The sequence below is a fragment of the Acidicapsa ligni genome (assembly GCF_025685655.1).
Taxonomy (GTDB): domain Bacteria; phylum Acidobacteriota; class Terriglobia; order Terriglobales; family Acidobacteriaceae; genus Acidicapsa; species Acidicapsa ligni.
In genome coordinates this window covers 126,033-142,325 of the sequence record NZ_JAGSYG010000004.1, presented here as the reverse complement: position 1 = coordinate 142,325, position 16,293 = coordinate 126,033, and the positions used below count along the sequence as shown (strand labels likewise).

General features: G+C 54.5%; 11 protein-coding genes and 1 tRNA gene. 11 read left to right on the top strand and 1 reads right to left on the bottom strand.

Translation table 11 applies throughout. From position 1 onward, the window contains the following. Window positions 1-7: 7 nt before the first annotated feature. From OHL19_RS14850 to OHL19_RS14805, 10 genes are all read left to right on the top strand, one after another. Complete coding sequence (locus OHL19_RS14850; protein WP_263358502.1) at window positions 8-3,016, top strand: sensor histidine kinase; 3,009 nt, start codon at window positions 8-10, stop codon at window positions 3,014-3,016. Next, on the top strand, window positions 3,013-3,636 hold the full coding sequence (locus tag OHL19_RS14845; protein ID WP_263358501.1) for a response regulator: 624 nt from the start codon (window positions 3,013-3,015) through the stop codon (window positions 3,634-3,636). Before OHL19_RS14850 ends, OHL19_RS14845 begins: the two co-directional genes overlap by 4 nt. Window positions 3,637-3,769: 133 nt before the next feature. Then, entirely contained in the window at window positions 3,770-4,549 is a 780-nt protein-coding gene (locus OHL19_RS14840; protein WP_263358500.1) for an RraA family protein, read from the top strand. 233 nt (window positions 4,550-4,782) lie between these two features. Continuing rightward, window positions 4,783-5,250 carry a RidA family protein gene (locus OHL19_RS14835; RefSeq protein WP_263358499.1) on the top strand — a complete coding sequence of 156 codons (468 nt, stop codon included), beginning with the start codon at window positions 4,783-4,785 and terminating at the stop codon, window positions 5,248-5,250. 112 nt (window positions 5,251-5,362) lie between these two features. After that, entirely contained in the window at window positions 5,363-6,976 is a 1,614-nt protein-coding gene (locus OHL19_RS14830; protein ID WP_263358498.1) for an aminotransferase class V-fold PLP-dependent enzyme, read from the top strand. 59 nt (window positions 6,977-7,035) lie between these two features. Beyond that, window positions 7,036-8,565: an FAD-dependent oxidoreductase gene (locus OHL19_RS14825; protein ID WP_263358497.1), complete on the top strand. Its 1,530-nt coding sequence runs from the start codon at window positions 7,036-7,038 to the stop codon at window positions 8,563-8,565. Window positions 8,566-8,616: 51 nt separating this feature from the next. Beyond that, window positions 8,617-9,765, top strand: a complete 1,149-nt coding sequence (locus tag OHL19_RS14820) for a lactonase family protein (RefSeq protein WP_263358496.1) — start codon at window positions 8,617-8,619, stop codon at window positions 9,763-9,765. A 315-nt stretch (window positions 9,766-10,080) separates the two neighbouring features. Then, window positions 10,081-11,130 carry a hypothetical protein gene (locus tag OHL19_RS14815; protein ID WP_263358495.1) on the top strand — a complete coding sequence of 350 codons (1,050 nt, stop codon included), beginning with the start codon at window positions 10,081-10,083 and terminating at the stop codon, window positions 11,128-11,130. Between the two features lie 168 nt (window positions 11,131-11,298). Continuing rightward, on the top strand, window positions 11,299-12,687 hold the full coding sequence (locus OHL19_RS14810; protein WP_263358494.1) for an oligosaccharide flippase family protein: 1,389 nt from the start codon (window positions 11,299-11,301) through the stop codon (window positions 12,685-12,687). After that, entirely contained in the window at window positions 12,674-14,530 is a 1,857-nt protein-coding gene (locus tag OHL19_RS14805) for a hypothetical protein (RefSeq protein ID WP_263358493.1), read from the top strand. Before OHL19_RS14810 ends, OHL19_RS14805 begins: the two co-directional genes overlap by 14 nt. Before the next feature lie 87 nt (window positions 14,531-14,617). Here OHL19_RS14805 and OHL19_RS14800 read toward each other — a convergent pair. Further along, window positions 14,618-14,693 (bottom strand) — tRNA-Cys (locus tag OHL19_RS14800). A 281-nt stretch (window positions 14,694-14,974) separates the two neighbouring features. Here OHL19_RS14800 and OHL19_RS14795 point away from each other — a divergent pair. Beyond that, window positions 14,975-15,940 (top strand): PhzF family phenazine biosynthesis protein, encoded by a 966-nt coding sequence (locus tag OHL19_RS14795; RefSeq protein WP_263358492.1) that lies wholly within the window; start codon window positions 14,975-14,977, stop codon window positions 15,938-15,940. Window positions 15,941-16,293 lie beyond the last annotated feature (353 nt).

Genomic DNA, 16,293 nt, shown 5'->3' with positions numbered 1-16,293 from the left:
GATCGCAATGATATGCGGCACTTTAACCATCTTCGGAGCATCCCCCACCGCTCCTCCGCCAGTCCTGCGGCTCTCGGAGTTTCAGAAACAGAGCTGGCAGGTTGAAGATGGGCTTCCTGAAAACAACGTTCGAATGATTGACCAGCAGGCGGATGGACGCCTGCTTCTGGCCACGTCATCGGGGCTTTCGACATTTGATGGCCGCCGCTTTGAGAGCTTCCCTGTTCCACGCAGCTCCGATGGCGAAGCAGTGAATGCTTTTCTGCGAACCAAGGACGGCACGCTTTGGATCGGCACGGATGGTCGCGGCCTATTGCGTTATGGCGCTGACGGAACTCTCATCGACATCAGCGAACGCGCCGGGCACATGAATGAGCGCATCCGCAATCTCTACGAGGATGCCAAAGGAGCGCTGTGGATCGCCACGCAAAATGGCATCGAACGGTACCAGCATAACGAACTAAAAGCTTTTGAAAAAGCGGGCATGATTTCCGGCGATATCACCACGCCGTTTGCGGAAGACGATTACGGCGGCATGCTCTTTGTCACCTCCAACGGACTCTTTCAAATTGAGGGTGACACGTGGAAGCCGTATCCGTTACGCACTGTGGGCATGGGACGCCCCGTAGCCGTTTATCGCGATCTGCAGCATCGATTGTGGGTTGGCACGATGAATGGAATGGTGCAACTAAACCCACGCATTCACGGTGGTTATTCGGAGATTGTTGCTGCCCGCATTCCAAGCCCGGTAACTGTCATTCTCAGCGATGCAAACGGCAATATATGGGTAGGAACGCGGCATGGCGGAGTACGACGGATTCGCTCGAATGGCGCGAGTTTCAGCGTGGACTCGTGGAGTTCAAAAGATGGGCTGACAGATGACTCGATCTGCTCCATGTTTGTGGACCGGGAACAAAACCTGTGGATCGGCTCGCAGACGGGTGGGCTGAGTCGATGGCGAAAGGCCGCCTTCGCGCCGTATTCGGAACCAGAGAGCTTATCGGCGACTATTGCGGCTAACGTCTTCTCTGATAGTCATGGCGATATCTGGCTTGGCACGTGGGGCGCTGGCCTCTTTCGCGTTCATGATGGACGAACGCTCAATGCTACGCCGCCCGGCATGTCCGCTATGACGCCGATTCGCACCATTGCTGAAAACGGCCATGGGCAGATATGGATTGGCACCTGGTTCGATGGACTCTATCGCTATGACGGTCACGCATACCGCCATTATTTGCTTGGAACAGAATCGCCTGGTAATGCCGTCAGTTCTATCCTCGTGGATCGCAAAGGTGGGTTATGGATTGGCACTTACATCGGGCTTTTGTATTTTGCCGATGGAGAACCACAGGCTAAGCGATCTTTGTTTCTGGATACAAAGCTGATCACAAGCATGCTGGAAGATCAGGACGGATCGGTCCTTGTCGGAACCAGTACCGGCCTGTTTCGTGTGCGTGATGGCCGCTCAACGCAGATTACAAATCTGCCGAATGCGCATGTACTTTCGATTACCAGAGACAGCCTTGGCTATACGTGGATCGGCACCAAAGCAGGTGGCCTGTCTTTGCTTCGCGAAGATCACCTGCAGTCTTTGGGCGAAAAAAGCGAAGTGCCTATGCTCCCGATCAATACGGCTATTGAAGATGGCGATGGACATCTCTGGCTGGGCACGATTCGCGGCATTGTTCGCGTAAAAGTTGCAGCGCTGCATGATGTCGCGGATGGACGCGAGTCTTCGCTCGCACCCATATTCTTTGGTCGCGAAGATGGAATGCGTTCGAGTGAATGCGTCGGCACGTCTCTGCCAGCGGCGGCGCGAGCACCGGATGGCACCCTCTGGTTTGTCACCTCCAAAGGCTTTGTGCACACAACGGATGTGGCAGAAAACCTGGTGCATACGCATCCGATTCATCCCACGCTGGGCTGGACGCTGACCGATGATATGAATCCCGCGCATGCCCTGGAGGGCGATCACATTGTGATGAGCCCGTCGCAGCCGGATGCAACATTTCTATTCAATGTGATTGAACTTTCGAATCCGTCGCATATTGAGTTTCGCTATCGACTCAAAGGCTATGATGCCGATTGGATCACGACACATTCACGCAGTGTTCGCTATCGACGCCTGCCTTCAGGCAGTTATAGTTTTGCATTGCAGGCGCGCAGAAGCGGCGAGCCGTGGGAGGCGGTAACTACCACTGTGCAGGTGAGGCAGCGCAGCCACTTTTATCAGACGTGGTATTTCTATCTGGCTATGCTTCTTCTCGCGGGCATTCTCGCGATACAGGCCTTTCGGCAGCGTGTACGGTTCGTCAAAGGACAGATCGGCGTGGTTCTGGAGGAACGCAATCGCATTGCTCGGGAATGCCACGACACATTGATGGCGGGCTTTGCTGCGATCTCCTGGCAGCTTGAGGCAACATCCAAATTATTTCGCACGAGCGAGCTTACCGATACTCCCGCGGCACAATCATGCGAGCTTGCCCGCAGCATGGTTTCGCACTGCCAGGCCGAGGCGCGAAGAATTATCTGGGATCTGCGCGACACGGAAGAGATGACGAATATCCTTTCGCACGCTTTATCGCGAACCATCTCCGCGCATGATCCGGGAGACGGCATCCAGATCACGCTTCGCGTGGAAGGCGAAGAGATTCCGCTGGCGCCCGCATACGTGCATCATCTGATGTCGATCGGGCAAGAAGCAGTTTTGAATGCAATGAAGCATGCATCCCCTACACATATCGCAGTCCATCTGCGTTATGAGGCAAGCGCACTTCAGTTGCTCATTCGCGATGATGGCTGCGGTTTTCGTGGAGATACATCCAAGGTCGGGCACTTTGGAATCGCGGTAATGGAAGAACGTGCGCGCAAAGTAGGCGGCGTGTTGCGTGTGCAAAGCTCACTCAACGGTGGAACAGATGTCTCGGTGAATGTAACCTTTCATTCGCTCCAGATCATGACTCCGCAGACCATGAAAGCAGAAGGACGATACGTCGTGCCCTGGATTGGAATATGAAGCAGATACGAGTACTGCTGGTCGAAGACCATTTTCTGGCGCGCATGGCGTTGCATTCCGTGCTCTCAGGGCACGCGCAAATCCTCGTAGTGGGTGAAGCATCGGATGGCGAAGAAGGCCTGGCGATGTACAAATCGCTGCGGCCCGATGTCGTCGTGCTCGATTTGCGCCTGCCACGCGTGAGCGGATTTGAGGTACTGACGCGGCTGCGCGGCGAATTTGCGAATGTACGCGTCGTGGTGCTCTCAAACTACCAGGGTAGCGAAGATATTTATCGCGCGGTGCGTTCGGGCGCCATGGCCTACCTGACCAAAGACGCGAGCGGAGACGATCTGATCAATGCCATTCGCAATGTTGATCGTGGGTTAAGATTTCTGCCGCGAATTGCGCTGGACCGGCTGGCTGAACGCATTCCGGAGTCTGACCTGACACCCCGCGAGTCCGAGGTATTGGCGTGCATTGCGCAGGGGCAGTCGAACAGGGAGATCGGGGAAGCATTGCACATCGCAGAAAAAACGGTACGGATCCACGTGTCTGCCGTATTGGACAAACTTGGCGCGAGAGATCGAACCCAGGCAACGATCTACGCCTTTCAACGTGGGCTTGTGCATCTTGATTGAGATGAATTAGGTTAGTGCAGGAATTTTTTTACGGGAAGAGACATCTGCGTAGGTATTTTGTCCTAGAGCTATAGGCACTCCGCGACAGATGATTGTTGCAAGATAGCGGACGCAGTTGATGGGGGTAATCGTTTTGAGGCGATGGATAATTTCGTCCAGGCTTAGCCGTTTACTTGGATGCCTGGCAATCGTCGTAGGCAGTATCTTCACAGTTACGCGTTTGGTGAATGCCGATGCGCCAAAAACTGCAGATGACTATGCAAAAGATCCCGCGGGCATGGTTGAGGCATACCGCCATGTTGAAGCCGCTTCCGTCTCTGATGCCATAGAACAACTGCTGCACGAGAAGCGATATATGTCGCACCGGATGCAGTCGATCTTCCCTGCTAAATTTGCCGGCACCGCGCTGACAGTCAAGCTGATCAAGGATGAAAACCATGATCCCGACGCGCTCTCGGGCATGTTGAAAGCTATCGATTCCGGTGGGCCTGGAGCAGTCTACGTGATGACCGTGGAAGATGGCGCGGACATTGCAGGCATGGGTGGACTGATGGGAACGGCGATGTTTTCACGCGGGTTTGCAGGCGCAGTCGTCGATGGTGGCGTACGCGATCTGCCGCAATTGAAGAGGATTGGATTTCCCGTGTACTCGACCGGGCCTGTGCCTTCAACTTCCGTGAGCCATTATCGTTTCGGCGGAATCAACGTGCCAGTCGTTTGCGATGGCGTGAAAGTCGCCGCAAACGATATCATCGTGGCCGATCAGGATGGCGTGGTCGTGGTGCCTCGTGATAAAGCTGCGGAAATACTGGTGCTGGCGCAGCATCTGGACGAGAGCGAGCACTCAATGTATCCGTATATCGAAAAGTATCATTCGATTGTGGAAGCAGTGAAGCAATTCGGACGGATATAGGCGCGCGGCAACGCGCACACGTTCATTGAATGCGCAGGACTTCAATGAGCAGGACTTGAATGCGTGGACCTTCAATGGGTAAGACATTAAGGCAGGACATCAAGACAGGATATTGGTCCTGATAGTTTCCGGGAGTAAGACAGATGAGTATCTGTCTCAGCGGCCTGAATGAGTGTACTCTTCGACATCACCAACAGCAGCAGGAATCAACAGAGCTAAAGGAGCCAAGCAAAATGGAACAGACGTCCAGACGAGGTCTTCTTAAAAATGCAGCCATGGCTGCCGCAGCAGTAGGTGGAGCAGCGGTGCTGAGTGAAACGGCTTCGGCCAAGACAGCCAAGATGGAGAAGAAGAGCTATCCTCCACCGAAGGAAGGCGAAACTCCCTTGTTCAGTGGTGCCGTTTCCTTTGGCAACCTGCTGTTTCTGGCCGGTGTTGGAGCGCACTTTCAAGGCACGATTGAAGAGCACACCAAGCATGTACTGGATGAGTTGGAGAAGAATCTGACTGCAGCAGGATCGTCTATGGACAAAGTGCTCAAGGTCAATGTCTATCTGAATGACATCAAGGATTGGCCGCGTATGAACACCGTTTACAAAGGCCGCTGGGGCAGCATTCCTCCTGTGCGGACGACGATTGCCGCAGCCGGTGGAATCCCCGGTGATTCACTGGTGGAAATCGATCTGATCGCGTACATCTAAACGCGCATCGCTTACGAGCGTAAGTCAACTGGGCCGGAACTTGATTGCAATACCGGCCCTTTTCTCTTAAAGCAAGTGTCATCGCATTCAAGACAAATTGAGAGGCTGGTCCATGTCGCTTTTTCGCAGTGTTCGCCCTTCGCGGCGGGATGTTCTGAAGCAATCGGGAATGCTGACCGCTCTGTCGGCAGCTACTCCTTTGACCGCAATTTTAGGCTCCGGAACAGAAGCTGCGGCTCAATCGACAGACGGACCGGCCACCAGCAAAGGGATTAGCGGCGATAATCTCTTCACCAGGATTGGCGTGCGGCCGATTCTGAATGCGCGTGGAACATTCACCATCATCACCGGCTCAAGCTCACTGCCGCAGGTAAAACAAGCGATGATGGAGGCGTCTAACTACTTCGTCCATCTCGATGAGCTGATGCCTGCCGTCGGCGCTGAAATCGCGAAGCTTACCGGTGCTGAAGCGGCAATTGTAACCACAGGCTGCGAAGCAGCGATTGCGCTGGCGACTGTGGCCTGCGTTGCCGGAACAGACCCGGAACGTACACAGGCGCTACCCTATAAGAAGGCCAAGTCCCAGGTAATTATTCCGAAGCACTCGCGCAATCCCTATGATTTTGGCGTGCGCATGTGCGGCGTGGAAATTGTCGAAGTTGATTCTGAAGAAGAGCTGCACGCAAAGATTTCTGACCAGACGGCGATGATTTACATTCTCTCCAGTCCTTCTACAGAAAAAGGCCCACTCAGCATTCAAAATATTTGTTCGATAGCCAAAACAAAGGGCATTCCCGTCTTTGTGGACGCGGCTGCGGAAGAGCCGCTGGTACCCAACATTCATTTCGCACATGGCGCCACGCTGGTAGGTTACTCCGGCGGCAAGTGCATGCGAGGGCCACAAGCCGCAGGCTTGCTCCTGGGGCAAAAGGATCTTGTCGAAGCGGCCTGGTTCAATGCCGCTCCGCATCACAACTGGGGCCGTGCGTTTAAGGTTGGCAAAGAAGAGATCATGGGTATGCTCGCAGCAGTGCGCCAGTGGTATAAGCGCGATCATGAGGCGGAGCAACGCGAGTGGCGTTCATGGCTGGGGACGATCGAGAGCAAGGTGAAGGCTCTACCCTCCGTTAAAACGCAGTATCTTGAAGCGGAAGATCTATCCAATCGTTCCCCGCGCCTCGCGATCCATTGGGATGCGGAGAAGCTTGGCATTACTGGAACCGAGTTGGTAGACCGGCTGGATAAAGGCACACCGCGCATTCTTGTGGAGGGCGGCTCAGGACGACGGCCAGACCACATGCAAAGTTCGATATCCATCATGCCTTACATGATGGCTCCAGGCCAGGATCGCATCGTTGCCGACGCGATTTATGAGATACTCACGCATCCGGGACATTATGAAAATCCAGTTATTCCACAAGGCACAGTGGCACAGATTGCCGGGGATTGGGCAGTTTCAATTCACTACAGCCGAGGCACAGGGGAACAGCATTTCGCCTTAAGCCAGGATGGAGACAAGCTGAGTGGCACCCAGGTCGGCGAAAACTACAAAGCCGATCTTAAAGGCACGATGCATGCAGATCATGTGGAGCTGACGAGCAACATGCAAGTCTCAGGCAATGAAATTCCCTGGGCTTTCCACGGCGTTGTCTCCGGCAGCTCGATCAGCGGCACGGTGCATATGGGAGAGTACGGCGAAGCCACTTGGACTGCAGTCAAGAGCTAGACCTCTTACTTGCATACAACTCGATTGAAGTCATGAGATAGCTCTGAATCGGGAGTGCTATGGCAATCACAGTTACGCAGCAAGACGCACGCTACGAATCGCTGAAGAAAAGTCGCAACCTGCGCTGGCCTGCTTCACAGGACGAGTATGCGAGCCGTATCGTGCTATGCGAAAGCGTTGAGGATCTGGCGGAAGCATTGCAACGCACGGTTGATGCAGGCATGCGGCCAACTGTGCGTAGCGGCGGGCATTGCTATGAAGACTTTGTCGTCAACAATCCCGATGGAGTGATTCTCGACGTAAGTCTGCTTGCGCCCCGTCGCCGGCCAGGAGAAGGAAAGCCAATCTGGATTGGGCCCGGCGAGCATCTTGGCGATATCTATCTCGATTTATATAAGCGCTACGGAGTTACGATTCCCGCGGGCACATGTTATTCCGTCGGCGCGGGAGGACACATCAGCGGCGGTGGATACGGGCTGCTTTCGCGCCTGCATGGTGTGACTTCAGACTGGCTTACCGGGATCGATATCCTCACCGTTGATAACAAGGGAAAAGTAGTTACCCGGCACACCGATAAGGAACACGATCCGGATCTTTTCCGTGCATGTCGCGGCGCGGGCGGCGGCAACTTCGGCATCATTACCGGCTTTCATTTTGACAAGCTCCCGCAAGCCCCGAAAGACATCGTGCATACCGGATTGTCCTTTGACTGGGCGACGATGACCGAGGAGCGCTTCACCTCCATCCTGCAAACCTATGGCAACTACTGGGAGACGCGCGGGAAAGAAGCCGACACCTTTGGCCTCTTTGCGGTGCTGACGCTTTCGCATAAATCGTCGGAGCACTTTGGGATCGGAGTGCAGTTCTGCAATGTCGACGGCACTGCGACTGACCTTACTATCCTGCATGAGTTTCTGGACCGCTTCGCGCAGTGCAAGCCACGCCCGAATGATGCAATCAGGCCTGGAGACAGGTCGCATGTGCAGATAAAGGCGGCGCAGATTCCCTGTGCGGAGCCGCGCCCCATGCGCAGTAAACCTTATATCGAAGCTGCTGTAGACGAAGCTGGCGGCTCAGCCAGTGGGCGCGCCAAGTATAAGTCGACTTACATGAAGAAGAACTTTACCGTCGAAGAAGCCAAGTGTATCTATGACTATCTGACGCGTGATTTGCCTGACGTTGATCTTGGCGGCTTTGTCGTGGCCATCGACTCTTACGGGGGCGCAATCAATCAGAAACATCTGATGGATGAGACTGCTGTCTGGCAGCGGTCATCCATCATGAAGCTGCAATATCAGTTCTATTGGCAGCGGGCTGAAGAAGATGCAGCGCGCGTAAAGTGGCTGAAAGAGTTCTATAGCACCTTGTATTCAGGGACGAATGTCCCGGCGAAGTTTGCCGGTGCTCCATATCCTGGAGAGTTATATGAGGGGTGCTATATCAACTATCCCGATTCCGATATGCTGGAGCATTCTTTCTGGCCGCAACTGTACTTCGGCGATGGTGATCTATATCCGTTTTTGCAGGGCGTGAAGCGAAAGTACGATCCAGGAAACATCTTTCATCACGCAATGTCGATTCGCACATAACAGCAACGCCGGAGATGGGCTGCCGACGTCTTTATTCTTCGAGGAGCTTACATGAGTTTGCCAACGCGATGGAGCCGCAGAGCTTTTGTGCAAGGTGTGGGATACGCATCCGCAGCGAGTGCAGTCGGAACTCTGTTGCCCGCAAGCGCTGCGCTCTCATTGCATCAAGACGCGCCTGGCTTTGCGTATGTGGGATCTGCTGCGCATGGTGGCAAGTTACTCGTGTTCTCTGTAAGCGGCAATCGTTGGACATTGCAACAGCGCGTTGCGAGCCGTGTGCCTGCATCGTTGGCGCTTCATCCACATGGCCGGTTTCTTTACACTGTCAACCAGGTTGACGAGACCGATGGGCTTCCGCGAGGCAGCGTGGAGGCTTATGCGATTGCTTCCGATGGCCGGATTACATTGTTGAATCGTCAGCCACTGGCGCTCTCTGCGGTGCGTCCTCGACAACTCGCGATCTCTCCTGACGGAAGTTCTCTTGTCGTGGCCGTGCATGGCGGAGGCGCGTACAACCTGCTATCCATCAAAAAAGATGGGGCTCTTGAACCGGTACGCAGCCGATTGAAGGAAACGGGTTCAGGTCTTCATCCACAGCTTCAGGCTTCGGCACATCCTCATACTGCGATCTTCGATCCCACAGGACGATTCCTTTTTGCAACGGATGAGGGCTGTGATCGCTTGAGTGCGTTTGCAATTCACGAAGGTAAGCTGGCGCGTCGACAGCAGGTGCAGACCGCTGCCGGTAGCGGACCTGGGCATGCGGTGATACATGATTCAGGCTCACTGTTCTATGTTGCCAATGGGGCCGCCAACGGGCTGCAAGGCTCAATTGCGGGCTATCGAATAGATATCTCTACCGGGCGGATTGAGGGGCTTCTCAGCTCCGTAAATATGCCTTCCAGCAGCGTCGCAAATGGACTCCACCTGCGAGGAAATATCCTCTATGCCGCGAGCACGGATGGGGTTTCAGTATGGCAGATCAATCCTCAAACGGGCGGGCTGACGCAGACGCAACAGTGGTCCGATGGCTCTCCCGAAGCACTCGCCACCACCGCAGATGGCCGCGCCATGATTGCCCTTGATCGCACACGAAATCGCGTGATGCACGCAGTAGTTGCGCCCACGAGCGGGCGGCTCCTGGAAAGCTCAGCGGTAGCCGAGATCGATGCGCCCATCAGCATCGCATTAAGGGCATAGATTCGGATATATCCACCCAATCTAACTTCCAGCCTGCCTAGACCATAACCAGCACATAAAAAATGACTTGAGTTTCATTCGCACTACCCTGCGAATGGAAGCGCGGCGGCTACTATACCGTCTTCAGGAAGTTGGGACGTGCTTTCTTTTTTTGCTGGCAGCCGATCTCGCCGGATGCTAGAGTGGTTACTATTGGTTCAGAATCGTTGTTTAGATACCAATAGGACCCGATCATAGCCTGGACGAGACGGGAAGATTCGTTCCTGTTCGTCCGAATTCCTGTGCCCGCTAGGTAGGCTAGATCATGAGGAAGCAATGTCTGTTGAGCAAGTGACGAAGACGAAGTTGACCCCTAAATCCGCGATTCGAAGATTGATCACTCCCTTTTTATCATCGGCCACGCGGGAACTCAGGGCGTCGGCAGAAGCCACGCAACTGCTTATTGGAAAAGACATAAGCTTGCGTGTGCGATCTCTCAAGGTGATCTCCTCGTTGCAGGATGTTGAGTTCAAAGTCAGCTCCCAGTGGGGCGAGGACGGGATCATCGACTGGCTCATTGAGCGCGCCGCGATTCCTCAAGCAAACCACACCTTCATCGAGTTCGGCGTTGAGAAATACCGGGAGGCCAACACCCGCTTTCTGCTTCAGAATCGCAATTGGCGCGGGTTTATCATGGATGGACGTGGCGACGCGCGGCAGGCGGCCATCGAAGACGGCCTGTACTGGAAGTATGAACTCACAATGAAGCAGGCCTTCATCACGCGGGAAAATGTGAATCAACTTATAGCCAGCTCGGGATTCAGCGATGACCTGGGCTTGTTGAGCATCGACGTGGATGGGAACGACTACTGGATCTGGGAGGTCATCAATGTGATGCGCCCGATCCTCTGCATCTGCGAATTTAATGCCGTCTTTGGCGATCTGCATCCGATCTCGATCCCCTACAAAGCGGACTTCCACCGCACCGACGCGCATTTCAGCAACCTGTACTACGGTGCGTCCCTTGCCGCGCTCAAATCCCTTGCATTAAAGAAGGGGTATCGTTTTGTCGGGACCAACTCCGCCGGTAACAACGCTTTCTTCGTCCGCGAGGACTACGCGGAGCGATTCGTCGATACCTCGATCCTGAACATCCAGGAACTGCCTTCGACCGTACGCGAATCCATCGATCGTGCAGGCAGTTTGACCTACATTGGTGGCCTGGAGCGATGGAACGTGATTAAGGACATGCCCGTTGTGAACACAGAGACTGGAAAGACGGCGAGAATTTGCGACCTTGGACCTGTTTATAGCGACGATTGGCTGAAGCAAATCAATTTCGGCAAGAGCACCAACAGTTCCATGACGGAAGCTGCTGCCGGATAAACCGAATCGACCGTCATGATTCCTCGTTTGCCCTTCTTGCTTTCGCGACAATTTCTACTTGCGACGTGATCATGGATAGAGTCAGGATTCTGGGAACACGTGAATACGGACTCATTAAAGGACAAAACAGCCCCATTGAATAACGCGTCCTCTCGCATCAAGCGTACGATGAAACTGTTTCGCCTCCGGCCGTTTGAGACCGGTACGGCAGAAGGACGCTCGCAGGAGAGATACCGTCGTGCTGCCCTGACGGCAATCTCGTCTGGGATGGTGAAGGCCGTCATGGCGCTGACGCTTTTTGTGTCCGTTCCTCTGACGCTTCATTACCTGGGCACGGAACGGTACGGCCTTTGGATGACGATCAGTGCGGTGATCGGGGTTCTCGGCTTCTCCGACCTTGGCATCAATAACAGCCTGATGAATGGAATTGCCAAGGCGAATGGGAGAGACGATCAGCAACTGGCAAAGGAATATGTTTCCAGCGCGTTCTTTCTCCTGACCCTCGTAGCTCTTTGCCTAGGCATTGCCTTCGCCATTGCCTACCCATGGATTCCCTGGGGGACGTTTTTCCGCGTCCAGTCACCGCAAGCTTTGGCTGAGGCTGGTCCGGCAGTTGCCGTGTTCGCAGCCTGCTTTCTCCTGAGCATTCCCGCTGGAATTGTCAGTCGTGTGCAGGCTGGATATCAGGAGGGCCTTGCCGCCAACCTCTGGGCTGCTTTTGGAAGTATCTTCGCTCTCCTTTTTCTACTCGTTGTCATCCACCTTCGGGGCTCCCTGTCGTTTCTGGTTCTGGCTATGGCCGGTGCGCCGATTCTTGCTCTTGCGCTGAATAGCGTTGTCCAGTTTTGCATTCGACGTCCGTGGCTGTTCCCATCCTGGCGGAGCGTCAAGGCCGTGGTGCTGAAGAACCTCCTGCGGTTAGGTTTTCTTTTTCTGATATTGCAACTCGGGGGCGCGATCGCTTTTTCCTCGGATAACATTGTCATCGCGAGGATTCTGGGACCGGAAGCGGTGACACAGTACTCGGTGCCATCCAGGCTTTTTAGTCTGGTAACTCTGGCAAGTTCCTTTATCGTTGCGCCTCTATGGCCTGCCTACGGCGAGGCATTGGAGAGGCGCGACGATGCCTGGATTCGAAGAACCCTCCTTCGCTCCCTCCTCATCGTTACTGGCGTGTCCGTCGCGATAAGTGCAGTTCTGGTTACTTTTGGTAGCGTGATCATCCGTCTATGGGTTGGCCAAAGTATCCATCCATCCACATTTCTCCTGGTGGCGCTGGGACTGTGGGGGGTGCTGTCCTCTATAAGCTCAACCGTGGCCGTATTCCTGAACGGACTGTCTGTGGTGCGCTTCCAAGTGATCATTGCAGTCATAGGGGCTTTCATGAACATCGTCCTTTCCGTCTACCTAACCCGCAGAATCGGCATTCCGGGGGTTATCTGCGGATCTATTGTGAGTCAGGTTCTAGTAACCGGCTTCCCCTACTTTTGGTATGTGCAACGCTACATCAAGAACGGACTGCCCGCTCAGCGAGTTACGGTCGATGAAAAGTTTTGACTTTTATGACACGCTAGTTACCCGGTTGGTTGGAGATCCGGCGGACATATTTTCGCTGGTCGGCGAGCGACTGGGCATCCCAGAGTTTCGAGCGATGCGCATTGCAGCGGAAACCAAAGCTCGTGAAGCCCTTGGCGGTGAGGTTACGTATGCGGATATTTACGACCACCTATCTCTCCCCTCGCAACTGAAGGAGAAGGCACGCTTACTTGAACTCGAGTTCGAGCGCTCTTTGGTCGCACCCGTGACGGCAATAGCGTCTCAATTCCAAATGGGAGACTTGATCGTTTCAGACATGTATCACGACGAGCACCATTATCGTGGAGTGTTGGAGCAGTTCATCCCCGGCGTCGTGCCTGGCGCTGTACTCATTTCTGGTGCGACGGGCGTGAATAAATCGGGCGGGGGTCTATGGAAAAAAGTAACTACGGATTATCCGGAGCTGCGGTCGCATATTGGCGACAACCTATTTTCCGACGTTCGCCAAGCTCGCCGAAGTGGGCTGATCGCTGAACACTTCGCGCAAGCGGCATTGAACACATATGAGATGGCGTTGGCAAAGCAGGGCGGTGATGCATCGCTAATCGCTGGCGCAAGCCGTGCGACCCGCCTGTCCTTGATCCGTAGCGACAGCTCTCCAGCAGACAGGGCGAGCATCGAATCGTTTGCGTCTGTAATAGGTCCGCTTCTTCATTCGTTTGTGCATTGGATCATGCGATCATGCGAGAAGGCAGGAATCCATGACGTGTATTTTCTTGCTCGCGATGGGCAACTGCCTTTTAGGATTTGCTCAAGGCTGGTTGCAGAAAGCGGCCAGGAGCTTCGATGCCACTATATCTATGCATCGCGTCAGGCACTCCATCTTCCCGGATGCAAGACAGTTGATGATGCTGAGAGTTGGCTGCTTGAAGGCACTCCACAGCTAACCCTCCGAACGATCGCAGAACGAGCTGGCCTGACGCTGGATGTTGTCATGGGTGCTGCAGCCCAGCGCATTACAGTTGGACCTGATGATGACATTCCCCTACGAGAGCGCCAATTTCTCGCTGAGGTTATTCGGAGCCCGCTGTTTGCCGATGCGTTCACGGCAAGTATCAGGCGCGCATTCGAGCCTGCGAATGCTTACTACCTGCAAGAGGGCTTTGCAGCAAGGCGCGATGTTGCACTGGTGGACGTAGGCTGGAATGGGCGACTGCAGCGCTCCCTCGGAACCTTGCTGGATAAATCGGGACTCCGGCCGACGAGGATGCTAGGCCTTTATCTCTGTCTTTCTCGTCGCCTTAGTCAGGCGCAAGGCGACGACCTTCGGGGGTTCGTCGCTGCTCCAGAGCACCCGGAACTTGTGGCTTTCTTTGATCAATATCGCCATGTTTTCGAGGCGGCGCTCAGTGCAGATCATCCGACAACCACGGGATTTGAATTCTCGCATGGCGTGGCGCGCCCTCTTTTCGGCGAGGCATATCCGCCTGAGACTCGACAAAAGATCGCGCTACAACACGCAACGGTCGACGCGTTTCTTGAGAATATCGTCGCTCTTGGCCGAGCAGCCGGCCGCCCTGTTGTACCGTCCAGCGGAGTGGCGGTAGAAAATTTCAGGCGGTTTCTCAGCCGGCCCACCCGGGGAGACGGGCTTAGTTTCGAAGGTTTTTTGTTTGTGGATGGGCAAACTGGATCAGAAATGAAGCCGGTCGCTCGCAGCCTCAGACTGACGGATTGGCTTAGGCCGAGCAGCGATCTCGGCTATTGGACTGAGGGAACGTTGAGCGCAAGTGGACTAAGTCAGCTTGGCATCTTTACTCGGCTTCGAAGAGCGACTGGCCGCCTGCTGGCAAAAATCAAATAAAGGTAGCGCGACTTGGGTTGTTTTGAGCGCACCTTACGTTATCGCGTGTTGGCCAAAATTTCGAAATAACCGTAAGTGTTGAGAATATGGAGCACCGGATGGGATTTGAACCCATGAATACTGGTTTTGCAGACCAGCGCGTTAGCCACTTCGCCACCGGTGCTCAGGTTGCCATCGTGATTTTACTCACACATGGCGGGTAAGGCCTACTCTAAATAAAAATCCCACCTCGCTGGTGTTGCGGGTGGGGCGTTGAGTTTCGATTCTAACTCTGAATCTAGCCCCGGCAACACGCCCGCTCACCACTGCAACGACAGCAGCGGAGACAAGTTGCGATTTGGGCTGACATCTTCATTACGACCTCTAGTGACACCCGAAGCACCTTTTGCAGCGCGCTTCACGGATTATTCGTAGACTAGAGGCATTGCCCGGAGGTGTCAAGTCTTGAGTAAATCGACGGAAGCGATAGGAACTTTGGATTACTTTGTGCTGGATGTTTTCACGAAGACGCGATTGACTGGAAATCCACTCGCCGTTGTGCTCAATCCCGGCAACCTGACCACTGAACTGATGCAGGCAATCGCTCGCGAAACAAATCTCTCCGAGACCGCGTTTGTTGAACGCCGCGAACCCCGTGTGGAGCAGCGCGAAGGAGTGCGCGTCCGCATCTTTACCACCGAGGAGGAGTTGCCATTCGCAGGGCATCCCACGCTTGGCACGGCGAGCCTGTTACGCTCGATCGCTCCGGAATGCGTCTTGGCCAATACGGTCACACTGGCGTTGAATGTCGGAGCCGTTCCGGTTCGATTCGACGTGCAGGAGCCGGATGCGCCCGCGTGGCCGGTACGCGGCGAGATGACTCAAAAAGATCCCACCTTTGGCCAGGAACTGGATCACGCCGAAGTTGCCGCACTCACGGGCTTCGCGGTTGAGGACTTCGCCCCGGGCCGGCCCATTCAGGTTGTTTCAACCGGTACCGCTTTTGCCATCGTGCCATTGCGCTCTGCGGCGGGGTTAACGAAACTGCGCGTTCGACAACAGGAGTCTGCGGCTTATTTAAAGGCCCGTGGTGCGCGTTGGTTCTACGTGCTGGGCCCGGAAGACCCCATTGATCCCACAGCCTCGGGAAGCCCTGCGGAACTCGCCTGGCGGGCACGGCTACAGTTCAGCGGCGGAGAAGATCCTGCTACTGGTTCAGCGGCTGGATGTGCAATCAGCTATCTTGTGAAGCACGGCGTGGTGGCATCGGATCAAACCGTGCATCTGCGACAGGGAGTCGAGATGCAGCGACCAAGCCACATCTTTCTGCGAGCGAATAGGAATGTTGCGTCAAAAGAAATCCGTGTGACGGATGTACGCGTCGGCGGTAGCACTATTCTTGTTGCAAAGGGTCAGCTTTTCCTGCCGTGATACACATGCTTTCAACAGGCTGTCCACACGGCAAGTGCTTGCCAACATGGCATGTAACCCAGTTACCCAGAAATCCAGAAGTTTCTCACAGCCGATTTTCGCCTATTCTTCTCCATTGCACGCATGTGTCGCTACCCGTAATCTCGGAAACGTTGCAAGAGTTGAGCGGACACGAAGGCTGACCTTGCCAAGGTTCATAAACAAATTTTCAGTTACAAACTGACGTTGAGTAGACGAACACATACTCTGCTTGTCTCACGGTAAAAGCAGGCTGTGTCAGTGCAATCCTCATCAGAATGAAGCGGGACGACACTGGCAAAACTGCTTGGACCATAGGCAATTGTAGTTCTGTT

What these genes read in the sequence shown, in the direction of transcription:
- OHL19_RS14830 (WP_263358498.1), top strand. Translation starts at nt 5,363, where the DNA reads ATGTCGCTTTTTCGCAGTGTTCGCCCTTCGCGGCGGGATGTTCTGAAG.
- OHL19_RS14820 (WP_263358496.1), top strand. Translation starts at nt 8,617, where the DNA reads ATGAGTTTGCCAACGCGATGGAGCCGCAGAGCTTTTGTGCAAGGTGTG.
- OHL19_RS14850 (WP_263358502.1), top strand. Translation starts at nt 8, where the DNA reads ATGATATGCGGCACTTTAACCATCTTCGGAGCATCCCCCACCGCTCCT.
- OHL19_RS14805 (WP_263358493.1), top strand. Translation starts at nt 12,674, where the DNA reads ATGAAAAGTTTTGACTTTTATGACACGCTAGTTACCCGGTTGGTTGGA.
- OHL19_RS14835 (WP_263358499.1), top strand. Translation starts at nt 4,783, where the DNA reads ATGGAACAGACGTCCAGACGAGGTCTTCTTAAAAATGCAGCCATGGCT.
- OHL19_RS14845 (WP_263358501.1), top strand. Translation starts at nt 3,013, where the DNA reads ATGAAGCAGATACGAGTACTGCTGGTCGAAGACCATTTTCTGGCGCGC.
- OHL19_RS14810 (WP_263358494.1), top strand. Translation starts at nt 11,299, where the DNA reads ATGAAACTGTTTCGCCTCCGGCCGTTTGAGACCGGTACGGCAGAAGGA.
- OHL19_RS14825 (WP_263358497.1), top strand. Translation starts at nt 7,036, where the DNA reads ATGGCAATCACAGTTACGCAGCAAGACGCACGCTACGAATCGCTGAAG.
- OHL19_RS14815 (WP_263358495.1), top strand. Translation starts at nt 10,081, where the DNA reads ATGTCTGTTGAGCAAGTGACGAAGACGAAGTTGACCCCTAAATCCGCG.